This is a genomic window from Faucicola sp. SE7633 (genome assembly GCF_059264685.1).
In genome coordinates, this window is record NZ_JCADBW010000004.1 from 1 (window position 1) to 26470 (window position 26470).

Sequence of the window (26470 nt, forward strand, 5' to 3'; positions counted from 1 at the left end):
TAGCTTAAAATAAGAACCTAAGATGTACGGTGTGTCGTACGGGCGGTTGCCATTGTCTTAGGTTTGCGGTGGGGCTTCACCGTCTTGCAGAAGGAATCCCCGAACGATAGGGAGGGGAGGAAGTCAAGGTTGGCTGGCAGCAAGTAAAAAGTTAAAATTTTTAGCAAAAAATACTTGACAGCCTGCCAAAGGGTGTTATAATATCGCCCACTTTGATGCTAGTATCAAATAAGCTGACATCAAACAAGCGCCCGTAGCTCAGTTGGATAGAGCACCAGGCTACGAACTTGGGGGTCGGGAGTTCGAATCTCTCCGGGCGCGCCACTGATACTACCTTTTTAAGGTAAAAAATCGCTAACTGGTATAGTTAAGCGATTTTTTTATGCCTAAAATTCGTCCAAACGCAACGTCTATCCAGTCGTTAGGGCGCGCGCTGCACCAAACCATCAGCCAAATCACCGCAAAATCATGGCTATTTTTGCCAAATCTTAGTACAATCGGCGGCAGGCTGCCGCCACGCGCCGCACCGCAAGGTCAATCGCCAACATCCAACCAGCCACCCCACCAAGCATTGAATAAGACACTATGCCAAGCCGCTCTGTTGTGCCACCTGATACCCACCAGCCGCCTGATAGCGCAGGCGAGATGCCCAAAGTCGCAGGCGTGGCGGTGCGTTTGGCGGCGATGTTGTACGACGGCATGTTGATTTTGGCGTTGTTGTTTTTTGTGTCGTTGGTGTTGATTGCACTTGGCACAAACCTGCTGCTGCCTGTTGGCACGCGCGCGCAAGATGCGCAGGTTCTGCCTGCGTGGTACCAAAATTTGGTGCTAACGCCGTCGTTTGTGCTGACGCTGATTGGGTTTTATGGCATATTTTGGCGACTGGCGGGGCAGACGTTGGGCATGCAAAGTTGGCGGCTTAAAACCGTGCAGCGCGATGGTGCGCTTTTGACATGGCGGCGCAGTGTGCAGCGGATTTTGGCGGCGTGTGTGCTGCCTGCACTGTGTGCCATGGCAGGCTTTGCGATTTATCATGACCGCGTCGCGCTGTTATTGAGCGCGTTTTTGGGTATGCTTGGCAACTATTTGTTTGCTTATGTCAATAAACAGGGCATGGCATTGCACGATGTATTGACCGATACGGTAACGCTAAAAATGCCTAAAATCCAACACGAGGGTATTTTTGCGTCATTTCGCAAAAAAAATCGCTGATTTTGTCTTGATATGGGTTTATTTTTGGCGTTGCCACAGCCAGTTGGCCAGTTGGTGCAAGAGGCTGTCGGCAGGCAGCACACTGGTAAGCGCGGCATGGGCTTGGGCAAACAGGCTTTCGGCATAATCCTGCGCCCCAGCCACGCCCAGCAGTTTGACGTAGGTGGATTTTGCCAGTTTTTCATCACTGCCTGCAGGTTTGCCAAGTTGGGCGGTGTCGGCGGTAACGTCTAAGATATCGTCTTGCACCTGAAAGGCCAGGCCGATATGTTCGGCAAATGTGGTCACAGCGGCAAGCGTGGCGGCATCGGCTTGTGCACACAGCGCGCCCATGGTCACACTGGCGGCAATCAGCGCACCCGTTTTGTCGCGGTGAATGGCTTCAAGTTCGGTTTGGCTAAGGTCACGGTGCTCACCATTTAGATCCAGCATTTGCCCGACAATCATCCGCCGCGCGGCAGGGGCAAAGGTCGCAAGCAGGCTGTGACCAAGCGCGGTATCCTGCTGGCCAAAAAACGCAGGGGCGGCAAACACTTCAAACGCCAAGTTTTGTAGCATATCGCCTGCCAGCAGTGCTGTCGCTTCGCCAAAGGCGATGTGCGTGGTTGGCCGACCGCGGCGCAAGTCGTCGTCATCCATACACGGTAGGTCATCGTGCACCAAGGAATAACCATGCAGCAATTCTACCGCCAGCATCGCACCGCGTACCGTGGGCGGTAACGCGGCTTTTGCGTCAGTGACCGCTTGCACACTGGCAAAACTGCTTGCCACCAACAGCGGACGCACGCGTTTGCCGCCATTGGTCATGGCATACAGACAGGCTGCCCCCAGTGGGTTCGGCAGGTGTTTATCGTCAAGATAAGTGCGGATATCCGCCTCAAGCTGCGCAAGCACAGGCTGGGCAAAGGCGTGAAACGTCAAGTCGGGCGCGGTCATAGACATGGCGTTAAGCTACACCAAACGCCGCCAAAATGCAATGCCGTCCGCGTAAAATCCGTGCAAAAACGCCACACCCGCTGGCGGCTATGGGGTGTGACTCAAGGCTACAAGCCAACTACCAAACAGCCCAAAACAGTTGCACCAAACTTCGTATAATGCCATTATTTTAGATTTTAAATTAAAAACAGAGTACAAACGATGGATGGGCAGGTTTTAAAGATATTTTTTGCGTTGATTGTGCTGGTCAATCCGATTTCGGCGTTGCCAATGTTTATCAGTATCACCGAGGGCGCAACCAGCGAGCAATCACGCAAAGTCGCGCTTATCTCAGCGGCAACGGTACTGATTACGGTGATAATTTTTGCCGTGGCAGGTGAGCTGATTCTTAAAATCTTTGGGATTTCGTTGGGGTCGTTTCGTGTGGCAGGTGGCTTGTTGGTGCTGTTGATTGCCATTGGGATGATGAACGGTGCAGGCAATATCGCCAAGCCGTCTGAGGATTCTGACGAGCTAAGCCCCAAGGCGTTTGTGGGCACGTCGGCGGCGATTGTACCGCTGACTATCCCGATGATTATTGGCCCAGGGGGGATTTCGACGGTTATTATTTATGCAGCGCAGGGGCAGCAAACAGGGCAGGGTTATAAGGCAACGCTGGCGATTATCACCGCAGGGCTGCTCATTAGTGTGTTTACGTTTTTAAGTTTTAGTGCGGCGCGGCAGGTCAGCCGATTTTTGGGCGATACGGGCATCAATGTGTTAAACCGCGTCATGGGTATGCTGCTGGCGGCATTGGCGGTGGAAATTATCGTGGCAGGCCTGCGCACATTGTTCCCACAGTTGGCTTAGTTCCCACAGTTGGCTTAGTTCCCACAGTTGGCTTAACGCGCCTAAAAAAGTTGAAATTGCCTAAACAACCTGTTGGGCTAGCGTGCGGTGAGATGCCGCATACCTTGACAGCGTTTGGAGCAGTACACCACGTTATCCCAATCGCGTGCCCATTTTTTGCGCCACACAAACGGGCGTTGGCATACGGGGCAAATTTTACTGGGTAAGTCAGATTTTTTGCGTATTTTGTGGCTGGTTTTTTGGGCAGATGTTGGCATGGTATGGGCTGGCGGTTTGTTTAAAGTGGTGAATACGGCTTATTGGTGTTGGCTTGCCACAAAAACAAGTAAAATGGGTTTGGCTGTTAGGGGTTAAATATTTTTAACGGTCAGCTGATGAAATAACTGGTGGATGATGCAAAATATCGTGATTTTTGGCGCGTCGGGTGCGATTGGCAAGGCGTTTTGCCAGACGTTGTCAGCGCGTTATCCTGCCGCAACGCTGCATGCGGTCAGCCGCCATGCGGTGGACTTTGCCCAAGCCAATATCATAAGCCACGCGCTTGATTTTGACGATGAAACCGCGATTGCGGCTTTGCTTGATGCCATTGCGCAGACCGTGCCGATTGATTGCGCCATCGTTGCTGTTGGGGTGCTGCACCATGCGGCAGGCTTAGCGCCCGAAAAAACCTTGCATGCCATCCATGCCGACGCGTTGCACAACGCGTTTCATGTTAATACCGTCATCCCGACGTTGCTTGCCAAATATACCTTGCCCAAGCTCAATCGCAATGCCAAATCGGTGTTTGCCGTGCTGTCGGCACGGGTGGGCAGTATTTCGGACAATCGGCTGGGCGGTTGGTACGCGTATCGCATGGCTAAAGCCGCGCTCAATATGGCGGTCAAGACCTTAAGCATTGAGCTGCGGCGCAAAAATCCGCAGGCGGTTGTCGTCGCGCTGCACCCTGGTACGGTGGCTAGCGCATTGTCTCAGCCGTTTCAAAAAAACGTCGCCAAAGGCAAACTGTTTGACGCTAAGTATTCGGTCAATGCGTTATTAAACGTGCTAGATGGGCTGAGCGCGGATGACACGGGCAAAATTTGGGCGTGGGATGGACAAGAGATTTTACCCTAAAAATTCATCAGCGAACGGATAAGAGCATGGCGGACAATTTTTTAATCTGGTTGCGGCAGGATTTGCGCATCATTGATAACACCGCGTTGGCGGCGTGCTGTCAGGCGGCTAAGCAGGCAGGCGCAGGGGTATTGGCGGTGGTGTATCTTACGCCCAGTCAGTGGCAGCGGCATGCTAAGTCATTGTGGCAGATTGATTTGATTTTGCGCCAAATTGCGCAGCTTAAACAGGATTTGGCCGCCTTGCGCATCGGCTTGGTGGTGCGTACGGTGGCGGATTTTGCCGCACAGGCACAAGATGTGGTGGCACTGTGCCAACAAAACGCCATTCGGCAAGTGTTTGCCAACCGTGAGTACCTAGACCGTGAAATCCGCCGCGACCGTTATGTCCATGCCCATGCCGAGCGCGTCGGTATCCAAACGCATTGGTACGATGACAGCACGATTGTCGCCCCGCAGCGGGTTTTGACCCACCAAGGGCAGCCGTACAAGGTGTTTACGCCGTTTTATAAGCGTTGGCTGGCATTATTGCAAGCCGCGCCCTTGACGCTTGCCGATAGGCCGCAAGCCAGTGGGCAAGATACCACGGTATTGGCGCAACGCTTGACCCCAGCGCGTCAGGCGCTCAGCATTGCCGAGTTTTATCAAGCGTGGTATGCGCCAAGTGCACAGTTTGACAACCAACTGGCACAGGTGCAAGCTTTGGGTAAAACGCTATACCCTGCAGGTGAGGCGGCAGCGCAAGCACGGTTGGATGAGTTTTTGCAACGTGATATCGCTGACTACAACCGCGCGCGCGATGTGCCTGCTTTGCACGACAACTTGGGCGCAACCAGTCGTTTATCGCCGTATTTGGCGGTGGGGATACTGTCGGCGCGGTCGTGTTATGTCACAGCCTGTGATCAGTTAGACGTGTTGCCCGACGCACAGCAAGATATCTATCGCTGGATTAGCGAGCTGGCGTGGCGTGACTTTTATGTTGATGTCATCGTCAATCGTCCCGATATCGTCAAGGGGCAGGCGTTTTTGGTGGCAACCGATGCGGCGGTGGCATGGCGTTATGATGCGGATGATTTTGCCGCGTGGTGTGCAGGGCGCACGGGTGTGCCGTTGGTTGATGCCGCGATGCGTTGTTTGAATGCCACAGGCTTTATGCACAATCGGCTGCGTATGGTGGTGGCGATGTATTTGACCAAAAATTTGCTGATTGATTGGCGGTGGGGCGAGCGTTATTTTATGCAGCAACTGGTCGATGGCGATTTTGCCAGCAACAACGGCGGCTGGCAGTGGTCGGCATCGGTGGGGACAGACGCGCAGCCGTATTTTCGGGTGATGAATCCGTTTAGCCAAGCGGCAAGCCATGATGCGGATGCGGTGTTTATTAAGCATTGGCTGCCTAAGCTTGCCGCTATTCCTGCCAAAATTCTGCACGATGAAGCCAAGTTGCAAAAGCATCTGGCGGCGACGGCTGGCATTGACTATCCGCGTTTACAGACAGCAACCAAGGTGACGCGCAGGCTTGCCATTGAGGCCTTTAAGCGGTAATTTGGCTAGAATTTTTTTAATATTTTTTAACGGTAAGTTTTTAACCATAAATAAGTGTTTAATCCCCAATAAGGCAAATCATGACCACTTCTACCACGCCATCCCCCGTCGCACAACTTGAACCAGCCGCTGTGTGGCGGTGGTTTGCTGATATCTGCGCCATACCGCATCCGACGTTTCATGAGCACAAGCTTGGTGAATTTATCATTGACGCGGTCAAAAGCCGCGGGCAAGCGTATGGCTTGACGGTGCAACAAGATGCCAAAGGCAATATTTTGATTCAAAAACCTGCAAGGTCGCTAAACCCGACGATGGCGCAGCGTCCGCGCGTTGCCATGCAGGCGCATTTTGATATGGTGGCACAAAAGGGGCGTGATTCGACCCATGATTTTGTTCAAGATCCCATTCGGCCTGTGGTCAAAGATGGCTGGGTATGGGCGACGGATACCACGTTGGGCGCGGACAATGGCATCGGTTTGGCGATGGCATTGGCGGTGGCGTTTAGCGATGATATCGTGCATCCGCCACTAGATATTGTGCTGACTTGTGAAGAAGAAGTCGGCATGGGCGGTGTGCAGGCGCTGAGCCCCGACTGGCTGACCGCGCCTGCGCTGATTAATTTGGATTCTGAAGACGAAGGCGAGCTGTTCATCGGCTGTGCAGGTGGGCGCGATGCGACGTTTGAGCTCACCGCGGCGTGGCAACCTGTGCAAGCTGCCACCCCCGTTGCTATCAGTGTGGCAGGTTTGCAAGGTGGGCATTCGGGGATTGATGTTCACAAAGGCTTGGGCAATGCCAACTTGCTGTTGGCGCGCGTGTTGGCGATATTGTCGGCCGAGTTGCCATTGTATTTGCAGAGCTGGCAAGGTGGTGTGCTGCGCAACGTCATCACCCGTGAGGCCACCGCGGTGGTCTTTGGTGACCACGCACAAATTGCACAGCGCGTGCCTACCATACTGGCAACCTTGCAAGCTGAATTACACACTGCCGAGCCAAGCCTGACCCTCACCGCTGAGCCTACCAGCACCAAGCAGCCGCTTGCCTTGTCGCTTGCTGATAGCAAACGCGTGTTGGATTTGTTGCGCAGTTTGCCCAATGGTGTGCTGCGGATGAGTGATGATTTTGCAGGCGTGGTTGAAACCTCCATCAGCACGGGGGTGGTGACCCTTGCGGCCAGCAAGCAGGCCGATAACGCGCAGCTGACGGTGCATTGCTTGATGCGCTCGCTATTACAAACCACCAAAGACGATGTCAGCCAACGCCTACAAGCCTTGGCGGATTTGGCAGGGGCAAGGCTGACGCTAAGTGATGACTACCCTGGTTGGCAGCCTGACCCCAGCTCACAGCTATTGGGCGTTGTCCGTGATAGCATGGCACGGCACTTTGCAGATACGCCCAAATTACAAGTGATTCACGCAGGGCTAGAATGTGGTATCTTAAAAGGCAAAGCGCCCAACATGGATATGATTTCATTTGGCCCTAACATCCGTGCGGCGCACTCACCCAAAGAGCGCGTCGAAATCGCCAGCGTGGCAAAAACGTGGCAAGTACTGCTAGATGTTTTAAAATCCCTCTAAAAATCTAAAAACAGCGGCACAAACGCACAAAAAATCCCTGCGCATTTGGCAGGGATTGTGGTGTGATGGGGCGCTAATCAGCCCGACTGGCAAGCACGCGCCTTGCCAAGGCTATCATCGCCGCGACAAACGCCGCCAAGCCCAGCCATTGACCGACGGTATCCCAATCATCAAGCCCAATCGCCAGCGGCGCGTCCGAACCGCCCGTTGCCACCGATGCGGCGATGACAAACGCCAGTATGACACCGACCAAGCTTTCACCAACAATCAAACCTGCAGCAAACAGCGTCCCACGACGCTCAGCGGCTTTGAGCGCGGCCTCACGTTGGGCAGGCGCGGCACGGCCAGCAATGCGACGCTTAAGCCACCATGCCAACAGCGAACCGACAAAAATCGGCATATTCACCGACGGTGGCAAATAAATCCCCATGCCAACCGCCAGCACAGGCAAGCTATATTTGCCTGCCGATGTTTTGCGCAGCAGTGCATCCACCACAATCAACACCGCCCCAATCAACGCACCGATGATGATATAATGCCAGCTTAAACTGTGGGTAAAAATGCCCTTGGCAATCGTCGTCATCAACGTGGCTTGTGGTGCGCCAAGTGCTTGTGCGGCATCCATATCAGGGCGCGGCAACGCCCCCGTAAAGCCGTACGCTTGATACAGTAGCTGCAACACAGGCGCAATCACCATCGCGCCCACCACCACACCAATCATCAAGGCAACTTGCTGCCGCCATGGTGTGGCTTGCACCAAATAACCCGTTTTTAAATCTTGCAAATTGTCATTAGAAATCGTCGCCACACACAGCACCGCCGAGCCACAAAACAGCGCCAACGCGGTGACAAACTTGCCATCACCTGTCGCCAATAAATCGGGAAACGCATTACCGACCAGCAGCAACACCAACGAAATCACCACGATTGACACAATGCCAATCCCCGAAATCGGGCTGGACGACGAACCCACCAGCCCTGCCATGTAGCCACACGCCGCCGCGATAAAAAACCCAATGACAAACGTCAGCAGCGTACACACCGCCACCAACAGCCATGCCAGCCCCGCAGGCAAACTTGCTGCCGCGACAAACTGATAAAACACCACCGCAAGCAGCAACACCATAGCCGCCGCCCAGCCCATCATCGCCTTGGGTGACAAATCTTGCTCGGTGCGCGCTTGACTGGCCGTGTTGCCGCCCTTCAAGGCACGCATCGAGAGTTTTAAGCCCTCAACCATCGGTGTCAGCAGCGTCAAAAGCGTCCAAATTGCAGCAATGCCAATCGTACCTGCGCCGATGAAACGCACTTTTTCTTTCCACAACTGCATGGCAAACGCGGTCATCTCAACATCGCTTGGCTGCGCCATACCGCTACTTAGCCACGGCACTGCCACACCCCATGCCAGCGCAATGCCAAGCAAAATCGCGATACCACCAGCAATACCAACCAAATAACCTGCGCCCAATAACGCCAAGGAAAACCCCATCGGGATTTGAAAAATCGCCGACCCTGCCTTGAACCAATAGCCAGCAGAATCCGCCAACACGCGTAAACCACCCGTCAAAAACGCCACCGTGCCCGACAACAAACCGCCAAGCGCGATATCTTTAGCACCTGTCGAAGCGGAAGAAGTCGCGGACGCTTGGGCAGCCTCACCTGTGTGTACCACGTGACTGGTTTTGTCATCAGCACGCAAAATCTCCGCCGCTGCCACGCCTTCAGGATACGGCAAATCGCTATTAACCACCATCGCATAGCGCAGCGGAATAGTAAACACCACGCCCAAAATACCGCCTGCAATACACAACATCGTGGTTTGCCAAAACGGAAAACCCGTCCAATAGCCGAGCATCAACAGCGCAGGCAACACAAAAATAATCGACGACAGCGTACCTGCTGCTGACGCTTGGGTCTGAACCAAATTGTTTTCTAAAATATTGCTATCTTTGGCAAACTTGAGCACTGCCATCGAAATCACCGCCGCAGGAATCGACGAGGCGAACGTGAGCCCAACTTTAAGCCCAAGATAAACATTCGACGCGGTAAAAATCACCGTAATGAGCGCACCAAGTACCATGCCGCGCAAGGTAAGTTCCTTGACATCGGCGGCGGTGGGTGCGCTGACGGGGGTAGAGGGTAGAGGCTGCATCGCTTAACTTCCCTAGCTTAGACAAAAACGCTTGAATCAAAAGCCACTAAAAATCACCGAAAAAGACCTGTGATTATACTGTTTTTTGGCGCGTAAAGAATAGCGGCGCGTTTGACTGACGCGCCCGTCGCCCAATCCGTGCCAAGACACCAACAAAAAAACCGAACCCATTGGCTCGGCTTTTTGACACCCAACGCGTAAGCTTACTTGACGCGCTTCCAGTTTTGCGTACGGCTAAATGGGCCTAAATGGCCTTTTAGTGCCAAATTATTGCCCGATAGCGTTGCGGTGAGCTTATATGATTTGCCATTGACGGGGTCGGTAATCGTGCCGCCGCTGTATTTACCGTTGCCATCGGCTTTAAGTCCGCTGATGACGGTGCGCCCGACATAGGTTTTGGCTTTATCAGAATTGCCATCGATAACCACGCCCGATAGCGCGCCGCCTGCGTCGCTGATTTGGACTTGCGCCTTGGGTTTGCCGTCTTCAAAGGTTTGCCAAACGCCAACCAGCGGCTCGGCTGCAAAAGCGGTGACGCTGGTACATGCCAGCGCGATGATAGCGGTTTTGCTCAAACGTTTCATACACATTCCTTGTTAAGTCGTCCTGTTGGCAATAGGCGAACTTACCTGTTCTGCCTTGACAGACCGCCAAAGATGTTTTGCGGTCATAACTGGCATTATAGACCAATTTTGCTTGCCGTAAAGCGTTTATTGAAGTTTTTTGTAGCGTGATGATCGCTGGTTTGGGCTAGCTTTTTAGCAAGGCTTGTAGCCACGCACCAATCACACCGATGACATTGACGATGAGCTGCCAGTCAAACCCCGCGTCAGTGCCTGTGTGGTTGGCAGGCGGCTTGCGTGAGGTGGGATTGTCCTCTTGGCTAAGTGGCAAATCCAACGCCTGTGCTTGCACATGGGATGGCAAATTTGGCATGACACTAAGCCCGCTGCGGCGCGTGAGGTCATGAAGACTGATGATTTGCACGCGCTGGCTGTCATCATTGGGCGCGTAATACACGCCTGCTTGCCCAAGTTTGGGCACATACACCGCCTTGAACAAATGTGTTGGTACCAACACGCGTCCGCGCATCTGCTTGACCGAATTGCCCTCAAACGTCGCGCCCGTGACCACATAAACATTGCCGTATGTTATCGCCAAATAGCGCGTTTGGCTCTCAAGATTACGCCACGTGGTGCGGTTTTGCGTCGGGTTTTGTGGCACAATATTGGCTAGGCTAAAGCTGTCGTACTGCTGCTCAGGCGTTGCCATGTCGCCATTGGGCGATAAATGCCCACGGTCATACGGGGTGTTTTTGTAATCTGATAAACGCGCCTTGACGCGATCAGGCAAGCGGCTTTCTTCATGAAAGTTATTGACGCGCTCAAGCTGTTGGGCGGCTTTAATTCGCGCGCGCGTCAAGTGCTCAGCCGACCACAGCGCCGTGCGGCTCACGCCTGAATAGCCGACCGCAAACCCATCAAAGCACAGATAATACAGCTCAACATCGGTTTTGCGCACAAGTTTTGGGGCTTGGCGTTGTAGGTAGCTGTCACCGCACTGAGCAAGGTGTTTTTGGCGGTACATTGCCAAATCGGCAGCAGGCGCGGTAGCGTTGGTTTTGGCAGCGGCTTGCAAGATGGGTACGACACTAACCAACACACCAAGGATAAACGTCAAAAAATTTGCCGAAATTGCCGCTTTCATCTTGTCCGCCTATATCCGCCCAAAACGCGCTTGTTAAAACGCGCCTACCAAACGTTGCACCAAAAAATGCTGATTATACATGACAACGCGCGATTTTTTGGGTAAAATAAACGTCCTTTAGCTGGCATTTGGCAGGTTTTGCCCTGCGCTGTAGCACAGCTGATGTCACGGTGAAATGGCTGAGTGGTCGAAAGCGCACGCCTGGAAAGTGTGTATACGTGAATAGCGTATCGAGGGTTCGAATCCCTCTTTCACCGCCAAATTCTTGCTAAATCCTACCTAGCCAAACGGCTAATCTTACAGCCACTTGGCCTGACGGGTAAAGCTGACCGATAGCCACACCTCACCCAACTGCTCACTTAGTTCACGCTCAATCACCGCGCGCACCGCATCTTGCGCATCAAGCGTCCAGCGTTCGTTGTCCGTCACCAAAATATTGATTTCAATATCATATTGCCGCCCTGATTTGGCAAAATGGCAGCTATAATCGGCAAAATCATACACACGCGCCAATTCGCCAAGCCAATCGCGCAAGCGACGGTTGATGTCATCGGGGCTGACCAGCAGCACCTCTTGGATATTTTTGCGGACGATGTTTAAAGGCACGATACTGGCAATGACTGCCAAAATCATCGTCAAAATCGGGTCAATATACGGCACAAATTTGCCAAAACGCGTCGGCGCAAGCAGCAGCGCGATGATAAACCCGACCAACAGCGTTGCGGTCAATAACCCATCAATCAGCCATTCATGTGCATCAACACGGATGATTTCTGAGCCTGTTTTTTGCCCAACCACCTTCAGATAGCGATAATTCAGCAAACACAACACCGCCGTCACCAAGGTATAGCCAAACGCGATATCTAAGCGTAGCGGCTCGTTGTTGCCGTGTAAGGCCTCAAACCCCGACACCAGTGCCAGCACGCACACTGCCAACACAAACAGCCCTTGTAGCACCGTGGTCAAAGGTTCAAGGTGAGCATAGCCAAACTGAAAGCGCGCATCATCGGGGCGATGCACCAGCCGCGTGGTAAACAACGCCAGCCCCGTCATCGCCATTGATAGCACCGAAAACATGCCATCAAGCAAAATCGCTTGCGAATGGGCAAAAATCCCTGCGCTCAAGCCCATAATGGACATGACAAACGTACCAATCAGCGAGTATTGCAGCGCGCGGCGTTCAAGATCAGGGTTATAAGCCGCCTTTTGACCAGTCGGTGCGTGGGTCATATCGTCATGGGTTGCCACATCGCTGCAGCAGTCTAAGTGTGGAATGCTTGTGGGGAGAGGGTGGATGTTTTTAAGCGGTTGGGATAAGGCGCGTTTGGCAAATCGCTGCGCGTTGGGTGGATTGGGACAAGATGGGATTGGCATAAAAAATAAGGTTGTGGTACACGTGCTTACTTTATCGCCAAAAGATGACGTTTTGATGACAGCGGTTTTAGATCAAATACAAGGCGTTAAGATGGAATGGTAAGACTTTACCCATAAAAAATGCTATGATAGCCGCTAACTGGCGCGAACAACCGCACGCGTTTTTTTAGCTTAGCTTAGGTGAAAAACCATCATCACACAACCCATTAAAGGCACAATTATGACCAATTTACCCAACCAACTTGCCCAAGTGCAGCACCTACACGGTGAGCTCCACACCCAATCCCATGCCCGCGTCGCGCTTGTTGTCGGGCGGTTTAATAGCTTTGTGGTCGAATCGCTGGTCAATGGCGCGCTAGATACGCTGTTGCGTCATGGCGTGGCAGGCCACAACATCACCGTGGTGCGCGTACCGGGCGCGTGGGAGATTCCCTTGGCAACCGCACGCCTTGCCCAAACCGACAAATTTGACGCCATTATCGCTCTAGGCGCGGTAATCCGTGGCAGCACGCCACATTTTGACTACGTGGCAGGTGAATCTGCCAAAGGCTTGGGCGCGATTGGGCTGGATTATGATTTGCCTGTCATCAACGGTATTTTGACCACCGACAGCATTGAGCAAGCCATCGAGCGTGCTGGCACCAAGGCAGGCAACAAGGGCAGTGAAGCGGCAGCCGTCGCGCTTGAGATGATTGGCGTGCTTGACCAAATCGACACGCTTGGCGATGACGAATAATTTTTTCACCGTAACCTCTTTTTACCGAATGTAAGGCAGACGATGAGCGACACCGAACCACAACGCGAAGCCCTCAACTACAAAACCAGCCTGACCGCGATTCGTAAGGCGCGGCGTTTTACCGTGCAGGGGTTGTACGAGTGGCTGATGACGGGCAACCCTGCGCATGAGATTGAAGCCCACACGCGCAGCGAAAACGCCATGCATACCGTGCATTTGGGCTATTATCATGAGCTAATCAGCCAAATCATTGCCCAAAGTGATGAGCTGATTGACTATATCAGCGGCGTGCTTGACCGCGATTGGTCGCGCCTTGATAAGGTTGAACAAGCCGTGTTGTTGGTCGGCACGTATGAGATGAAATACCGCTTTGAAGTGCCCTATAAAGTGGTGATTGATGAGGCATTGCAGCTTAACAGCCATTTTGGTTCATCCGATGGCTACAAGCTGATACATGTGGTGATGGATAAAGTTGCCAAAGACTTGCGCCAGCCAGAGGTTGCAGCAGATGCCAAAAAAGCGCAAAACCCACCCGCTGCCGATGACCAAACCCAAGCCCAAACCCAAACCTAAGCCACGGGACAAGTCCAGCCGCATGACCAGCACCAAAGCCTATCTGCCGAATAACGCCCTGTTTGTCGCCCTTTGCCATGTCTGAATTCTCGTTAATCGCCCGTCATTTTGCTGCCGCCACTGAGGCGCACCGTGATACCGTGCTGGGCATGGGTGATGACGCGGCCATCAGCCACCCACCCACAGGCTGTCAGCTGGTTAGCTGCTTGGATACGTTGGTGGCAGGGCGGCATTTTTTGCCGTCGGCTGACCCATTTAGCATTGGTCACAAAGCGGTGGCGGTGAATTTGTCTGACCTTGCGGCGATGGGCGCGACCCCGTACGCGCTATTGCTGGGCTTAAGTCTGCCAGCAGCGGATGAGGCGTGGCTTGGTGAATTTAGCCGTGGTTTGGGCGCGATAGGTCGGCAGTTTGGCGTGCAGCTGATTGGCGGCGATACCACCCAATCCGACACTTTAACCATCAGCGTGACTGCCTTGGGCTGGGTGCCAAAAGGGCAGGCAATTTGCCGCCGTGGGGCGCAAGTTGGCGATATGGTGTGTGTCAGCGGTGATATGGGCTCGGCAAGTTTTGCTTTGCAGCAAGTATTACAGGGTAAGTCGTCTGACTTGCAAAATGCGCTGGATTTGCCCATGCCTCAGGTCAAATTGGGGCAAGCCTTGCGCGGTTTTGCCAGCAGTATGATTGATATATCCGATGGTTTGGCGCAGGATTTGGGGCATATTTTGGCGGCAAGTGAGGTGGGCGCAAGGCTGGATTTAGCCGCTATCCCCGCGCATCGGTTGTTACAAAACCTGCCCAATGCCGAAAGATGGCAACATCAGCTCAACGGCGGCGATGATTATCAGTTGTGCTTTACCATCGCGCCTGCCAAATTGGCGCAATTTGAGCGCAATTTTACTGAATTTAGCCAGCAAATTTACCCGATTGGTGAAATCATCGTGCCCAAACACAACGATAATTTGCAGTTGATTTATCAAGGCAAAACGGTCGATTTTAGCGTGCAAGGCTGGCAGCATTTTTAGGGTATATCCATGACCAACCACAAGCCCGACGTACGCAGCGCCAACCCTTGTCCCCCGTGTCCGCCTACCGCCACCGCGTGGGAGAAGGCGATTTATTGGCTTGGCATTGGGCTTGGGTCAGGCGTGCCCAAACGCGCGGCAGGCACGTGGGGCACAGTGGGCGGCTTGCTGGTCGCTATCCCTCTGATGTGGCTGGGTTTTTGGGGATTTTTGGCGGTGACGATTTTTGGGGGGGTGGTCGGCAGTTATATTTGCGGCAAAACGTCGGATTTGATGGGCGTGCACGATGACCCGCATATCGTGTTTGATGAATGGGTCGGTATGTGGGTGACGCTGTTGTCGTTAAAATACTGTTATCAATTTGACCCGTTTAACAACATGAGCCATTATCGGATTGATACATGGTTTGGCATGTGGCAATGGATTCATTTGCTGATAGCGTTTATTCTGTTTCGCCTGTTTGATATCTTAAAGCCGTTTCCGATTAAATGGGTGGATAAAAATGTATCGGGCGGTTTTGGTATTTTGATTGATGATGTGCTGGCAGGAATCATGGCGGCTATTGTGTGGTGGTTGCTAATATTTGCTTACTGATGGTTAATATTCTTGCCAAAAGTTTTTTCAATAAATTTTAGGAATTTTTGAAATACAGTTAAAAATTTAACGGTACGGAATTTAATTTTAAACACGCAAGGAAAGTTTATGCAAAACCTAACCACGATCATCATGGCGGCAGGCAAAGGCACGCGGATGCAATCAAGCCGCCCCAAAGTGCTGCAAACACTGGGCGGTAAGCCGCTATTGCGCCATGTGCTTGACACCGCTAAGCGGTTGGGCAGTGAGCGAATCATCGTGGTGTACGGTTTTGGTGGTGAGCAGGTTAAGGCCGCGTTTGCTGATGATACGGTGCAAGATGGCACGCTAGCATGGGTCGAGCAAGCCGAGCAGCTGGGGACAGGGCATGCGGTGCAAATGACTTTGCCGCATTTGCCAACCACAGGCAAAAGTCTGATTTTATCGGGCGATGTGCCGCTGATTGGGCAAGATACCTTGCAGCAGCTGATTGACAGCGATAGCCAGCTGGCGATGGTCACCTTGGCATTGGACAACCCGTTTGGACTTGGGCGGATTGTGCGCGATGCCACAGGCAAAGTGATGGGTATTATTGAAGAAAAAGATGCCACGCCCGAGCAAAAACAAATCCAAGAAATCAACAGCGGTATCTACTTGATTGATAATGCGATTTTGCAGCAATTTTTGCCAAAACTTAGCAATCACAATGCCCAAGGCGAGTATTATTTAACCGATATCGTCCAAATGGCAATCGCCGATGGTGTGACGGTGGCAACGGTTGCGCCGCGTTTTGACTTTGAGGTTGAGGGCGTAAATGACCGCATTCAGCTAGCGCGGCTTGAGCGGCGTTACCAAAACCATCAAGTCGAGCAGCTGCAGCGGCAAGGCGTACAGTTTGCTGACCCTAGCCGCGTGGATATTCGCGGCACGCTAAGTGTTGGGCGCGATGTGTTTATTGATATCAATGTTGTGTTTGAAGGCGATGTGCAGCTTGGTGATAATGTGTACATTGAAGCAGGCTGTGTGATTGGTGATAGCCGCATTGGCACGGCGTGTCATCTCAAGCCGTATTGCGTCATCCATCAAGCCACCATCGGCGCTGGTGTGGATATCGGCCCATTTGCCCATTTGCGCCCCGCAACCAAGCTTGCCGATGGGGTCAAAATCGGCAACTTTGTTGAAACCAAAAAGGCGCAAATCGGCACAGGCAGTAAGGTCAATCATCTAAGCTATGTCGGTGATGCGACAATTGGCAGTCAGGTTAATATCGGCGCAGGCACGATTACTTGTAACTACGATGGCGTGAACAAATCACAAACCCAAATCGGTGACGGTGCGTTTATCGGCAGCAATTCAAGCCTTGTTGCTCCCGTCCAAATTGGCGCAGGCGCGACGATTGGCGCAGGTTCGGTGATTACCCAAGCCGCGCCTGCCGATAAACTCACCTTGGCACGGGCAAGACAAGTGACCGTGGCGCGGTGGCAGCGCCCCCATAAAACGTAGCGAGCAGCCGCGCCATGATGGGCAGGCATTTAGCCAATCGAATTTAGTGTAATTTTCATCATCTTGATTTTTTTTGACAGTTGATATAAGGGAAAACCTATGTGCGGTATCGTCGGTAGCATACGTCGTCATGCCAATGTCGTGGATTTTTTGACCGATGGGCTCAAGCGGCTTGAGTATCGCGGCTATGACTCAGCAGGCATCGCCGTGCAGACCGCGGCAGGTATTGAGCGCGTGCGCCGTGTTGGACGCGTGGCCTTGACCGCCCAAGCCGCGCAAGCAATGGGCTTGACGGGCAGCACGGGGGTGGGGCATACACGCTGGGCAACGCATGGCGGTGTGACCGAACCCAACGCCCATCCACACCTATCCAATGACTTAATTTGCGTGGTGCATAACGGTATTATTGAAAACTTTGAAGCCGAGCGCGAACGCTTGCAGGCCGCAGGCTATGTTTTCACCTCACAAACCGACAGTGAAGTCATTGCCCACAGCGTGCACCAGCAATACGTCAGCAACGGCAAAGATTTGTTTGCCGCGGTGCAAACAGCGTGCGCAAGTTTTCATGGCGCGTATGCCATTGCGGTCATTGCTGCCGACTTGCCCGATCAAATGGTGGTCGCGCGCATGGGCTGTCCGCTGTTGATCGGCTGTGGCGAACAGGAGGTGTTTGTCGCCTCAGATGTCTCAGCGGTGGTGGCATTTACCCGTGATATCATGTACCTAGAAGATGGTGATATGGCGCTATTATCCGCCGATGGTGTCGAGCGTTTGGTGAATAAAGACGGGCAGCCTACCGAGAGACTGGTCAAAACCTCACAAGTGTCATTGGCATCGCTTGAGCTTGGCCCTTACACGCATTTTATGCAAAAAGAAATCCACGAGCAGCCCAAAGCCATCATCGACACCACCGAGGTGTTTATGAATTCAGGTTTTATCCCTGCCAACTTTGGCGAGCAAGCGGCGGCAGTGTTTGGTCAGATTCGTGGTATCAAGATTTTGGCGTGTGGCACGTCGTATTATGCAGGTTTGACCGCCAAATACTGGCTGGAGGACATCGCGCGGCTACCCTGTGATGTTGAAATTGCCAGCGAATACCGCTACCGCCCCGTCATTGCCGACCCCGATACGCTGATTATCACCATTTCACAATCGGGCGAAACACTCGACACCCTCGAAGCGCTCAAATACGCCAAGGCATTGGGGCATCGGCACAGCCTGTCAATTTGTAACGTCATGGAATCGGCATTGCCGCGTGAAAGCGAACTGGTGTTTTACACCCGCGCAGGGGCAGAAATCGGCGTTGCCTCAACCAAGGCGTTTACCACGCAGCTCATTGCGTTGTTTGGCTTGGCGGTCACGTTGGGCAAGTTGCGCGGTGTGGTCGATGCCAAGCAAGAGGCCCAATTTACCGAAGAATTGCGCCAAGTGGCAGGCAGTATTCAGCACGCGCTGAACCTTGAGCCGCAAATCATCGGGTGGGCAGCGCAATTTGCCAGTAAGCCCAGTAGCCTATTTTTGGGACGTGGTATTCACTACCCAATCGCCCTTGAAGGTGCGTTAAAACTCAAAGAAATCACCTATATTCATGCCGAAGCGTATCCTGCAGGCGAGCTAAAGCACGGCCCGTTGGCATTGGTCGATGAAAACATGCCCGTCGTCGTCATCGCGCCCAACGACAGCCTGCTAGACAAGGTTAAAGCCAATATGCAAGAAGTCGCGGCACGCGGCGGTGAGCTGTTTGTGTTCACCGATTTAGACAGCGAGTACACCGCCAGTGAGGGCGTGCATGTCATCCGCACACCGCGCCACGCAGGTATTTTATCACCGATTGTGCATACCATCCCTGTGCAATTGTTGGCGTATCACACCGCCTTGGCAAAAGGCACGGATGTGGATAAACCACGTAACTTGGCAAAAAGTGTGACGGTGGAGTAAGCCAGTTTAAATCTATCGCCAAAAAAGCCTATCTATCAAACGCTAGGCTTTTTGGTCTAGGAAAAAATGGCCGAGATGGTCGAATGGGATAGCCAAGTTATTCGGCTTTGGTCTGCCACAAACTGCCCAACGCTTGGTGACGTTTTTCTAGCGTTTTTAGCTGTTTTTTGCTCACACCGCCCAATACCTCGATGGCGTGGCGCAGGCGTTGTAGAGTCATGTCCGCACCAATCAAAAACATGGAGTTCATCACAGGCGTACTGGCTTTACTGCCAGCAATGGCGATAAAAAATGGCGCCATCATATCGCGCAGCTTGATGCCCAGCGCACCTGCTAAATTGCTAAGCACGGTTTGAATGTTGCTTTCTGTCCACTCAGGCAACGCCTCAAGCTGCCACTGTGCCAGTTGTAGCACTTCAACGATTTGCTCGGTGGATAGCACCTTGTGGTCAAAGTCTGCTGCACTGATAGTGGGTAGATTTTGAAAATAAAACCCTGCCCAATTCACCGCGTCAGACAACAGATTAATCCGCGGCTGAATCGCTTGTGCAATGGCGGCCAAGTTGTTGCTGCGATTTGCCCAGCCAAGGATTTTATCGGCAAGCTGCTCAGGTGTTAGCGCGCGCAGCCACTCGCCGTTGAGCCATGTCAATTTTTCTACATCAAAAATCGGCCCACCCAATGACACACGCGTGATGTCAAATGTGGCAATCAATTCCTCTAAGGTGAATTTTTCTGCTTCATTTGGCAATGAATAGCCCATTCGCGCCAAGTAATTGAGCAGCGCCTCGGGCAATACGCCTGCATCACGGTAGTAGGTGATGGAGGTGGGGTTTTTGCGTTTGGATAGCTTGGACTTGTCGGGATTGCGCAGCAGCGGCATGTGGCACAACACAGGCATTTGCCAGCCAAAATACTGGTACAACAACTGGTGTTTGGGCGCGGAGCTGAGCCATTCTTCACCCCGAATCACATGGGTGATTTGCATCAAGTGGTCATCGACGACATTGGCAAGGTGGTAGGTTGGCAAGCCATCGGTTTTTAGCAGCACTTGCATATCGACTTGCGCCCACGGAATTTCAATCTCACCGCGCAGCAGGTCATGAAAGCGGCACACCCCCTCATCGGGCACGCGCATACGGATGACAAATGGCTTGCCCTCAGCGGCTAGGCGGTCAGACTCCTCGCGGCTGACATGCGCCCAACGCCCGTCGTAGCGTGGGGTCTCACCGCGTGCCATCTGCTCGGCGCGCATGGCATCAAGCTCGCTGGGCGTACAAAAACAGCGAAACGCATGACCTGCGTCCAATAATTGCTGAGCGTGGGCTTGGTAAATCTCACGGCGTTCACTTTGTCGATAAGGCGCGTGTGGCCCGCCCACATCGGGGCCTTCTGCCCAGTCTAACCCCACCCAACGCAGCGCGTCCAAAATCATGCGCTCAGATTGCACGGTCGAACGCGCTTGGTCGGTATCCTCAATACGCAAAATAAACTCACCGCCGTGTGTTTTGGCAAATGCCAAATTAAACAAGGCAATATACGCAGTGCCAACGTGCGGGAAACCAGTGGGGCTAGGGGCGATACGGGTGCGAACAGCGGCGGTCATGGCTAAACTCTTTTTAACAAAAAAATATTACGGCTATTATAGCCAAATCAGCATTGACTTTGGGCAAAAAGCGTTAAAAAGCAGAGCAAAACGTGCAAAATAGCGCGCCTTAAGCCGTGGGCTTGGCGTTGGCATACACCAACATCGCGGCGGCTAAATCCTCTGCCGCGTTGCCAACGGCTTTATACACCGTGATGTCATCATCATGGGTGCGTCCGTGATGTTGCTGTCGGCACAACGTTATTAAGTCGGCTTGCACCTGCTCGCGCGTCAAAATGCCTGCCTGTATCGGCAACAGTAAATCGCCTGCTTTATCCAACGCCTCAGCGGTATCAATGAATACCGATGTATCGCCAAACAGCGCGTCATCAGACTCGCGCATGGTCGGCGTAAAGCCGCCGATTAAATCAACATGACTGCCTGCTTGCACCCACGCGCGCTCAACCAGCGGCGCGGTGGAGAGCGTTGCGCAGCTGATGATGTCATTATCTGCCACCGCGGCTGCCAAATCGCTCACCGCCTCGGCATAAAAACCTTGTGCGCACAAGTCATTGGCAAGCGTGACGGCTTTGGCATGGGTTTTGTTCCATACCTGCACGCGTGTAAGATTAAATGCGGCTGCATACGCAGGCGCAAGCTCGCGTGCCACATTGCCTGCACCGACAATCAGCAAACGCTGGCTATCGCGCCGTGCCAAAAAGGTCGCCGCCAGTACCGACGCTGCTGCCGTCCGCCGATTGGTGATGGTGTTACCATCAATGACCGCCAGCGGCATACCGTTGTGCGCGTCAAACAAGGTATAAGTCGAAAACAGCCCTGCCAGACGGTGCTTTTGGCTATTTTCAGGATAAATCGTTACCTGTTTGATGCCCAGATAGCGGTCACGCTGCCAAGCAGGCATGATAAGCAAGGTTGCACCTGCGTCGCTGCTGTCGATGGCGTGATGATGACGACGCGGCACGACACAGCCTTGCACAAACATGGCTTTAATCGCGTCCATCAGCGCAGGGTAAGGTAAGGCGGCGGCGGTTTGCTCGGCGGTAAAAATCTGCATGGTTGTGCTTTTTGATGACGTTACCTTTGCGTCGTTATAATATGTGTCGTTGTAACATTAAGCTTAGCGTAATCTTAAACTTGTCGCCCAACAGGCTGCTGCAACGGCTCAGGCAATGCCAGTGCGCTCAAGCCTGCCGCTGCGATAGCATCGGGGCGCGCAACGACCAATGCCTCAAACGTATTGACGCTGTCAGATTGGGCAACGGCATTGACCACCGCCACCTCTTCACCCAATATCGCGCCTGCGTCGGGTGGCGTGCCGTCACCTGTCACGCGATGCAGCCATGCCTTGGGGCTTGCCTTAAACCATAGCCGCGCGATAATCTCTTGCCCCAAATAACAGCCCTTGTCATAATCCACCCCAGCGCGCTGATGCAGGCGCAACGCCTGCGGCTGGAACAGCCCACGCGTCGGCTGGGTCAGCCAGTAATTGCCCTGCGCGATGCTGCGTGCTTGCCAATCGGCAAGTGAGTCGCCCATATCGGTACGGCTAAACGTTGGCACGCCCTCAACCACAACAGGATAGATGGGCTTTGCCTGCGATAAAATGACTTTGGAAAACGCGCCGTATTTTTTGATGTGTTGGGCAAAGTCGGCGGCACAATCGGCGCTTAGCACGATGTCAAATGCCGTGTCATCGATGCGCTTGAGCCACACACCAAAGTCCACCCGTCCTTTTAGGTTGCTAATCGCTGTTGGCTGAAAGGTGGCCGCGGTGAGTTTATCGACATCACAAGTCACTTGCCCTTGTAAAAACTTCGCCGCCTGCTCGCCTGTCAGCGTCATCACGCAAAAATCCGTCATGGCTTTATCCTTATCAATATTCGTCGAATTTTAGCAAAATTTATGCCTAGCTTGCTAAAATGGTTTGGTCACTGCCTGTTAATTACAAGCCCTGCGGCAAGGTAAATCACCGCGCAACACACAAGCGCGCGTCAGCAAGGTTTGCTATACTAACGGCATGGTTTTTTGATAGTATTTACGATGAGCGTTCAACCTTTTTTACCAAATACCAAGTTATCATCACCGCCAGCCAATGCAGACAAGCCGTTGGTGTTGGGCGTGGTTGGGCGCGGAATCACGCACAACAATGCGCTGTTGGGCGCGTTTTTGCAAGCGTATTGTCAGCGCGCGGTTGTGGTGACGCGTGTGTTTCCTGTATTACCTGTTAGGCGACCGTCCGCGGATGTGCATGCGATGATGGGCTGGGGGCGCAAAAAAAGCTACCGTCGCGCTGCTCGATTTGCCGCGCAGCAGGGACTGCCTGTTTTGACACTGGAAGATGGCTTTTTACGTGGGCTTGGCAGTGGTACAACGCAGCGCTATGGCTGTAGCGTGGTGATTGACCCGATTGGGGTGTATTTTGATGCGCATGCGCCCTCGTATCTTGAGCAGTTGGTTGCGGCAAGCGATTTAACCGCCGCCCAACGCGCCGACGCGCAAGCGCTGCGTGAGCGTATCGTGATGGCGCATTTATCCAAATACAATCCAACCGCTGCCACAAATACGCTCGGTGGGCTTGGCATTGAGGCCAGCGCGTGCAATGTCTTACTTATCGACCAAGTGGCAGGCGACCAGTCGGTGACAGGGGCAGGGGCAACCGCACAGACATTTGCTGATATGCTGGCCGGCGCACGCAAGCGGTATCCAACCGCCAAACTGTGGGTCAAGGCGCACCCTGCAGGCAAGGCAGGCTATTTGACAGCGCTGACCCTACCGCCTGAAGTGGGCGTGATTCAACAAGCCGTTAATCCGCTAGAATTGTTGGCAAACATGGATGCGGTGTGCACGGTTAGCTCACAGATGGGTTTTGAAGCATTGATGCTTGGTAAGCGCGTGCACTGCTTTGGCGTGGCGTGGTATGCAGGTTGGGGGCTGACCGATGATAGTTATCTTGCGCATCACACGATGCAGCCACTGTATCGCGCGGCTACCGCAAGGCGCGCGCAACGCGTTGGCAAGCCTAGAGTGCTGGATGATTTGTTCCATGCTGCCTATGTGCGCTACAGTTATTATGCCAATCCTGCCACAGGGCAAGCGTGTGATATCAAGCAAGTGATTGATTGGCTAACGACCAACCGTGCGTGGCGTGACCGTTTGCCACGTGAGGTGACGGTGTATGCGTTTAGCCGTTGGAAGTACGGTTTTGTGCGTGCGTTTTTGGCAAGTACGGGCAGTAAGCTGTATTTTATTGCCAAATCAAAACCTGCACCAAGCCTGCGCGGTGCGGCCAAGCCGTTCGCGCTATGGCAGCGCGTTAAGCAGCGCGCGGCACAAAAGCAGCTGTATGCCGCCCATGATATCATCGTCTGGGGCATTGCCAAACGCCGCGAACGACAGCGCCAGCTACCCCATGCGCGGATTTGGTGTATGGAAGATGGCTTTATCCGCTCAACGGGGCTAGGCGCAAGTCTGATTGCACCGTTGTCGGTGGTGTTAGATGGCCGTGGGATTTATTATGATGCCACCACCACAAGCGATTTGGAGCATCGACTGGTTACCCAAACCGATTTAACGCCCATGCAATCTGCGCGTACCGCCGCGCTGATTGACACGCTACTTGCCCAACAAGTCAGTAAGTACAATGTTGGTGCTAAACAAACCGTTATCACCCATGCTGCACCGCATCAGCGCACGCTTTTGGTGGTGGGGCAGGTAGAGGACGATATGTCTGTGCAGTGCTGCGCCAGTGATATCCGCACCAACCGCGCCTTACTTGAACGGGTGCGCGCTGCCAACCCAGACGCTTATATCATCTATAAACCGCACCCTGATGTGCAGGCAGGCCTGCGCACAGGGCAGATTGAGGCGCAGGCACTTGAGCACTTTGCTGACCAAGTCGTCACTGATATCGCCATGCCTGCGTGTTTGGCGGCGGTCGATGAAGTGCACACAATAAGCTCTTTGACGGGCTTTGAGGCGTTGTTACGCGGGCTTGACGTGACGTGCTATGGCGTGCCGTTTTATGCAGGGTTTGGCTTGACCGATGACCGTGCCACGGGTGCTGCGGCACAACGCGCTTACGCCCGACGCAAGCGCAGCCAACCTTTGAGCTTGTCGCAGTTGGTGTATGTCACGCTGATTGACTATCCGCTATACCGTGTGCCAAATGGTTTTGGACTGGCGCAGGTTGAGGATGTGATTGCGTATTTGTACCAAGCAAAAACCAACGACCAGCTGCCAACGGGTGCGCACGGCTTGTCACAGCTTAGCCAGCAACTGCGCCACCTCAAACAGCCATTGGCAAAAAAATTTATGCAGCTACGCCAACGTTTGCGTTAGCATGGCTTGTGTATGGGCTCAGCCAGCGGCGACTGATAAGGTGGGCTGATTGCACCAGCAGACAACGCGCCCTAAAATGCGTATAATGACGCGTTTTTAGCCAAAAAGTAATGCAATAACAGCCGCTAAGCCACCGCGCAAACCCGCCTATTGCCGCCCAAGCTTAGCGCCAAGGATTCACGATGACGGCATCGTTAGAACGACTTTTAACCCACCAACGCGTCTTGCTCATTCAGGGCAAGATGGGGTCGTTTTTTAGCCGTTTTGCCAGTTTTTTGCACACCCAAGGCATCGAGGTCAGCAAAATCAACCTCAACGCTGGTGATGCGTTTTTTTACCGCCATCGTGAGCGCGTGTACAATTACGCAGGCACACTGGCGGATTTTGATGGTTATTTGACGGATTTGTTGCACAGCCAAGCCATCGGCGCGGTGGTGTGTTTTGGTGATTGCCGTCCGCATCATGCGGTTGCAGGGGCGGTGTGCCGACGGCTGGGGACGGCGTTTTTTGTTTTTGAAGAAGGCTATTTGCGCCCTGATTATATCACCTTGCAGCAAGACGGCATCAATGGCTATTCGCAGTTGGATTTGCGTGTCATCAAGCAGCTACAAAAAGCCAATGATAAGCCGCTACCGACGCACAACCGTTTTTATAAACTGTGCTTGGCGGCGATTGTGTATTATATTGTGGCGCGTGCCAAGCAGGATGAATTTCCGCATTACACGCATTATCGCGGTATGACGGCATGGCAAGAGGGCATCACGTGGCTTAAAGCTCCCGTGCGCAAGGCGTACCACTATTTACCTGACAAACGCTTGCAGCGCCGCTTGCATGAAAGTTTGGTTCAGCGGTATTTTTTGGTCAGCCTGCAGGTGTACAACGATTCGCAAATCACCTTTCACAGTGATTATGCCGATATCACGGTGTTTATTGATGAGGTGATGACAAGCTTTGCCCAGCACGCGCCGTGTGATTTGCATTTGGTGTTTAAGCATCATCCGCTTGATCGGGCCCATCGGCATTATGGCGCGCTGATTGCTATGTTGGCAAAGAAGCTGGGTATCACGGGGCGTGTGCATTATGGTTGCGACATGCATCTACCGACGCTGATTCGTGATAGCTTGGGTATGGTGACGATTAACAGCACCACGGGGCTACAGTCGATTTACCATAACCGCCCGACCAAGGTCATGGGGCGCGCGATTTATAATGTACCGCAACTGACCGACCAGCAGCCATTAGACGGCTTTTGGCAACATCCGATGCCGCCCGACCAAGATTTTTATCAGCGTTTTCGCGAATATCTGATTGAGCAAACCCAGTTGAATGGCTCGTTTTATGGCGATTCGCCGTGGATGGGGCGTTATTTGGCAAACCAATTGGCAAACCAAGCTGGCGCAAATCAGCCAGCCACCATGCAAGCTGCCAGCCACCAAGCGGCTGTACAGCCATCACCTGCCAAGCCATCACGGATGCAGCCGAATTTATCGCCTGCGTTACAAACGCCCAGCACACTTACCACCACACCAGCCACCACAACGCCGCTCACCAATGCACAAGCCGCCAACGCGCCACCATCTGCCGCGCAACCACACGATGCGACCAAACCTGTCTAGCCAGCCGTGCGTCATGGGTTTGCCCAGCCCAACAAAACGTGTTTTGATAACCGATTGAAATATTAGCCGACGGGGTAAAAATGCGTTACAATACCGCA

Annotated in this window: 22 protein-coding genes and 2 tRNA genes; 15 read left to right on the forward strand and 9 right to left on the reverse strand. The window is 53.2% G+C overall.

The annotated features are described in order from the left end of the window. Positions 1-247 precede the first annotated feature (247 nt). Together AC5L4R_RS02365 and AC5L4R_RS02370 are read left to right on the forward strand one after the other, a co-directional pair. Positions 248-324: transfer RNA gene (locus tag AC5L4R_RS02365), tRNA-Arg, on the forward strand. A 321-nt stretch (positions 325-645) separates the two neighbouring features. Next, positions 646-1212: an RDD family protein gene (locus tag AC5L4R_RS02370; protein ID WP_494472333.1), complete on the forward strand. Its 567-nt coding sequence runs from the start codon at positions 646-648 to the stop codon at positions 1210-1212. 18 nt (positions 1213-1230) lie between these two features. Here the strand turns inward: AC5L4R_RS02370 and AC5L4R_RS02375 are convergent, their stop codons facing one another. Continuing rightward, positions 1231-2148 carry a polyprenyl synthetase family protein gene (locus AC5L4R_RS02375; RefSeq protein WP_494472334.1) on the reverse strand — a complete coding sequence of 306 codons (918 nt, stop codon included), beginning with the start codon at positions 2146-2148 and terminating at the stop codon, positions 1231-1233. Between the two features lie 201 nt (positions 2149-2349). Between AC5L4R_RS02375 and AC5L4R_RS02380 the strand changes: the two genes are divergently transcribed. Continuing rightward, positions 2350-2997 (forward strand): MarC family protein, encoded by a 648-nt coding sequence (locus AC5L4R_RS02380; protein ID WP_494472209.1) that lies wholly within the window; start codon positions 2350-2352, stop codon positions 2995-2997. A 77-nt stretch (positions 2998-3074) separates the two neighbouring features. On the opposite strand, the gene AC5L4R_RS02385 is transcribed toward AC5L4R_RS02380, so the two are convergent. Continuing rightward, on the reverse strand, positions 3075-3254 hold the full coding sequence (locus tag AC5L4R_RS02385; protein ID WP_494472210.1) for a DUF2256 domain-containing protein: 180 nt from the start codon (positions 3252-3254) through the stop codon (positions 3075-3077). Between the two features lie 133 nt (positions 3255-3387). On the opposite strand from AC5L4R_RS02385, the gene AC5L4R_RS02390 reads away from it, so the two are divergent. From AC5L4R_RS02390 to AC5L4R_RS02400, 3 genes are all read left to right on the forward strand, one after another. Beyond that, positions 3388-4110 (forward strand): SDR family NAD(P)-dependent oxidoreductase, encoded by a 723-nt coding sequence (locus AC5L4R_RS02390; RefSeq protein ID WP_494472211.1) that lies wholly within the window; start codon positions 3388-3390, stop codon positions 4108-4110. A 26-nt stretch (positions 4111-4136) separates the two neighbouring features. Next, on the forward strand, positions 4137-5654 hold the full coding sequence (locus tag AC5L4R_RS02395; RefSeq protein WP_494472212.1) for a cryptochrome/photolyase family protein: 1518 nt from the start codon (positions 4137-4139) through the stop codon (positions 5652-5654). Between the two features lie 80 nt (positions 5655-5734). Continuing rightward, the gene (locus AC5L4R_RS02400) at positions 5735-7231 is read left to right on the forward strand and encodes an aminoacyl-histidine dipeptidase (protein WP_494472213.1); all 1497 of its coding nucleotides are present in this window, start codon (positions 5735-5737) and stop codon (positions 7229-7231) included. 73 nt (positions 7232-7304) lie between these two features. On the opposite strand, the gene AC5L4R_RS02405 is transcribed toward AC5L4R_RS02400, so the two are convergent. The 3 genes from AC5L4R_RS02405 to AC5L4R_RS02415 all read right to left on the reverse strand — a co-directional run bounded on the left by AC5L4R_RS02405 (position 7305) and on the right by AC5L4R_RS02415 (position 11090). Then, a complete protein-coding gene (locus tag AC5L4R_RS02405) occupies positions 7305-9383 on the reverse strand; it encodes an OPT family oligopeptide transporter (protein ID WP_494472214.1) in 2079 nt (692 codons plus the stop codon). Between the two features lie 203 nt (positions 9384-9586). Then, complete coding sequence (locus AC5L4R_RS02410; protein WP_494472215.1) at positions 9587-9967, reverse strand: DUF2147 domain-containing protein; 381 nt, start codon at positions 9965-9967, stop codon at positions 9587-9589. A 166-nt stretch (positions 9968-10133) separates the two neighbouring features. After that, on the reverse strand, positions 10134-11090 hold the full coding sequence (locus AC5L4R_RS02415) for a DNA/RNA non-specific endonuclease (RefSeq protein WP_494472216.1): 957 nt from the start codon (positions 11088-11090) through the stop codon (positions 10134-10136). 169 nt (positions 11091-11259) lie between these two features. Between AC5L4R_RS02415 and AC5L4R_RS02420 the strand changes: the two genes are divergently transcribed. Continuing rightward, positions 11260-11350: transfer RNA gene (locus AC5L4R_RS02420), tRNA-Ser, on the forward strand. 37 nt (positions 11351-11387) lie between these two features. Here the strand turns inward: AC5L4R_RS02420 and AC5L4R_RS02425 are convergent. Further along, entirely contained in the window at positions 11388-12464 is a 1077-nt protein-coding gene (locus AC5L4R_RS02425) for a cation diffusion facilitator family transporter (protein WP_494472217.1), read from the reverse strand. 220 nt (positions 12465-12684) lie between these two features. Between AC5L4R_RS02425 and ribH the strand changes: the two genes are divergently transcribed. The 6 genes from ribH (at position 12685) to glmS (ending at position 18812) form a co-directional block, all read left to right on the forward strand. Beyond that, a complete protein-coding gene (ribH, locus tag AC5L4R_RS02430; protein ID WP_494472218.1) occupies positions 12685-13200 on the forward strand; it encodes a 6,7-dimethyl-8-ribityllumazine synthase in 516 nt (171 codons plus the stop codon). A gap of 42 nt (positions 13201-13242) precedes the next feature. After that, positions 13243-13773 (forward strand): transcription antitermination factor NusB, encoded by a 531-nt coding sequence (gene nusB, locus AC5L4R_RS02435; RefSeq protein WP_494472219.1) that lies wholly within the window; start codon positions 13243-13245, stop codon positions 13771-13773. A 77-nt stretch (positions 13774-13850) separates the two neighbouring features. After that, entirely contained in the window at positions 13851-14798 is a 948-nt protein-coding gene (gene thiL / locus AC5L4R_RS02440) for a thiamine-phosphate kinase (RefSeq protein ID WP_494472220.1), read from the forward strand. Positions 14799-14807: 9 nt separating this feature from the next. Further along, entirely contained in the window at positions 14808-15392 is a 585-nt protein-coding gene (locus AC5L4R_RS02445) for a phosphatidylglycerophosphatase A family protein (RefSeq protein ID WP_494472221.1), read from the forward strand. Positions 15393-15500: 108 nt separating this feature from the next. After that, entirely contained in the window at positions 15501-16874 is a 1374-nt protein-coding gene (glmU, locus tag AC5L4R_RS02450) for a bifunctional UDP-N-acetylglucosamine diphosphorylase/glucosamine-1-phosphate N-acetyltransferase GlmU (protein ID WP_494472222.1), read from the forward strand. 99 nt (positions 16875-16973) lie between these two features. Continuing rightward, positions 16974-18812: a glutamine--fructose-6-phosphate transaminase (isomerizing) gene (glmS, locus tag AC5L4R_RS02455; RefSeq protein ID WP_494472223.1), complete on the forward strand. Its 1839-nt coding sequence runs from the start codon at positions 16974-16976 to the stop codon at positions 18810-18812. A gap of 97 nt (positions 18813-18909) precedes the next feature. Here the strand turns inward: glmS and gltX are convergent, their stop codons facing one another. The 3 genes from gltX to ygfZ form a co-directional block, all read right to left on the reverse strand. Continuing rightward, complete coding sequence (gene gltX / locus AC5L4R_RS02460) at positions 18910-20418, reverse strand: glutamate--tRNA ligase (RefSeq protein WP_494472224.1); 1509 nt, start codon at positions 20416-20418, stop codon at positions 18910-18912. Positions 20419-20527: 109 nt separating this feature from the next. Beyond that, positions 20528-21472 carry a bifunctional Delta(1)-pyrroline-2-carboxylate/Delta(1)-piperideine-2-carboxylate reductase gene (gene lhpI, locus AC5L4R_RS02465; RefSeq protein WP_494472225.1) on the reverse strand — a complete coding sequence of 315 codons (945 nt, stop codon included), beginning with the start codon at positions 21470-21472 and terminating at the stop codon, positions 20528-20530. A gap of 74 nt (positions 21473-21546) precedes the next feature. After that, positions 21547-22278 (reverse strand): CAF17-like 4Fe-4S cluster assembly/insertion protein YgfZ, encoded by a 732-nt coding sequence (gene ygfZ / locus AC5L4R_RS02470; protein WP_494472226.1) that lies wholly within the window; start codon positions 22276-22278, stop codon positions 21547-21549. A gap of 180 nt (positions 22279-22458) precedes the next feature. On the opposite strand from ygfZ, the gene AC5L4R_RS02475 reads away from it, so the two are divergent. Next, positions 22459-24756, forward strand: coding sequence for a capsule polysaccharide biogenesis protein (locus AC5L4R_RS02475; protein ID WP_494472227.1), 2298 nt, complete (start codon positions 22459-22461; stop codon positions 24754-24756). Positions 24757-24938: 182 nt separating this feature from the next. After that, complete coding sequence (locus AC5L4R_RS02480) at positions 24939-26372, forward strand: capsule polysaccharide biogenesis protein (RefSeq protein WP_494472228.1); 1434 nt, start codon at positions 24939-24941, stop codon at positions 26370-26372. The last annotated feature ends 98 nt before the right edge of the window (positions 26373-26470 follow it).

Excerpts from the sequence above, each read along its gene's own strand:
- AC5L4R_RS02370 (WP_494472333.1), top strand. The coding sequence starts at position 646 with ATGCCCAAAGTCGCAGGCGTGGCGGTGCGTTTGGCGGCGATGTTGTAC.
- AC5L4R_RS02375 (WP_494472334.1), bottom strand. The coding sequence starts at position 2,148 with ATGACCGCGCCCGACTTGACGTTTCACGCCTTTGCCCAGCCTGTGCTT.
- AC5L4R_RS02380 (WP_494472209.1), top strand. The coding sequence starts at position 2,350 with ATGGATGGGCAGGTTTTAAAGATATTTTTTGCGTTGATTGTGCTGGTC.
- AC5L4R_RS02385 (WP_494472210.1), bottom strand. The coding sequence starts at position 3,254 with ATGCCAACATCTGCCCAAAAAACCAGCCACAAAATACGCAAAAAATCT.
- AC5L4R_RS02390 (WP_494472211.1), top strand. The coding sequence starts at position 3,388 with ATGATGCAAAATATCGTGATTTTTGGCGCGTCGGGTGCGATTGGCAAG.
- AC5L4R_RS02395 (WP_494472212.1), top strand. The coding sequence starts at position 4,137 with ATGGCGGACAATTTTTTAATCTGGTTGCGGCAGGATTTGCGCATCATT.
- AC5L4R_RS02400 (WP_494472213.1), top strand. The coding sequence starts at position 5,735 with ATGACCACTTCTACCACGCCATCCCCCGTCGCACAACTTGAACCAGCC.
- AC5L4R_RS02405 (WP_494472214.1), bottom strand. The coding sequence starts at position 9,383 with ATGCAGCCTCTACCCTCTACCCCCGTCAGCGCACCCACCGCCGCCGAT.
- AC5L4R_RS02410 (WP_494472215.1), bottom strand. The coding sequence starts at position 9,967 with ATGAAACGTTTGAGCAAAACCGCTATCATCGCGCTGGCATGTACCAGC.
- AC5L4R_RS02415 (WP_494472216.1), bottom strand. The coding sequence starts at position 11,090 with ATGAAAGCGGCAATTTCGGCAAATTTTTTGACGTTTATCCTTGGTGTG.
- AC5L4R_RS02425 (WP_494472217.1), bottom strand. The coding sequence starts at position 12,464 with ATGCCAATCCCATCTTGTCCCAATCCACCCAACGCGCAGCGATTTGCC.
- ribH (WP_494472218.1), top strand. The coding sequence starts at position 12,685 with ATGACCAATTTACCCAACCAACTTGCCCAAGTGCAGCACCTACACGGT.
- nusB (WP_494472219.1), top strand. The coding sequence starts at position 13,243 with ATGAGCGACACCGAACCACAACGCGAAGCCCTCAACTACAAAACCAGC.
- thiL (WP_494472220.1), top strand. The coding sequence starts at position 13,851 with ATGTCTGAATTCTCGTTAATCGCCCGTCATTTTGCTGCCGCCACTGAG.
- AC5L4R_RS02445 (WP_494472221.1), top strand. The coding sequence starts at position 14,808 with ATGACCAACCACAAGCCCGACGTACGCAGCGCCAACCCTTGTCCCCCG.
- glmU (WP_494472222.1), top strand. The coding sequence starts at position 15,501 with ATGCAAAACCTAACCACGATCATCATGGCGGCAGGCAAAGGCACGCGG.
- glmS (WP_494472223.1), top strand. The coding sequence starts at position 16,974 with ATGTGCGGTATCGTCGGTAGCATACGTCGTCATGCCAATGTCGTGGAT.
- gltX (WP_494472224.1), bottom strand. The coding sequence starts at position 20,418 with ATGACCGCCGCTGTTCGCACCCGTATCGCCCCTAGCCCCACTGGTTTC.
- lhpI (WP_494472225.1), bottom strand. The coding sequence starts at position 21,472 with ATGCAGATTTTTACCGCCGAGCAAACCGCCGCCGCCTTACCTTACCCT.
- ygfZ (WP_494472226.1), bottom strand. The coding sequence starts at position 22,278 with ATGACGGATTTTTGCGTGATGACGCTGACAGGCGAGCAGGCGGCGAAG.
- AC5L4R_RS02475 (WP_494472227.1), top strand. The coding sequence starts at position 22,459 with ATGAGCGTTCAACCTTTTTTACCAAATACCAAGTTATCATCACCGCCA.
- AC5L4R_RS02480 (WP_494472228.1), top strand. The coding sequence starts at position 24,939 with ATGACGGCATCGTTAGAACGACTTTTAACCCACCAACGCGTCTTGCTC.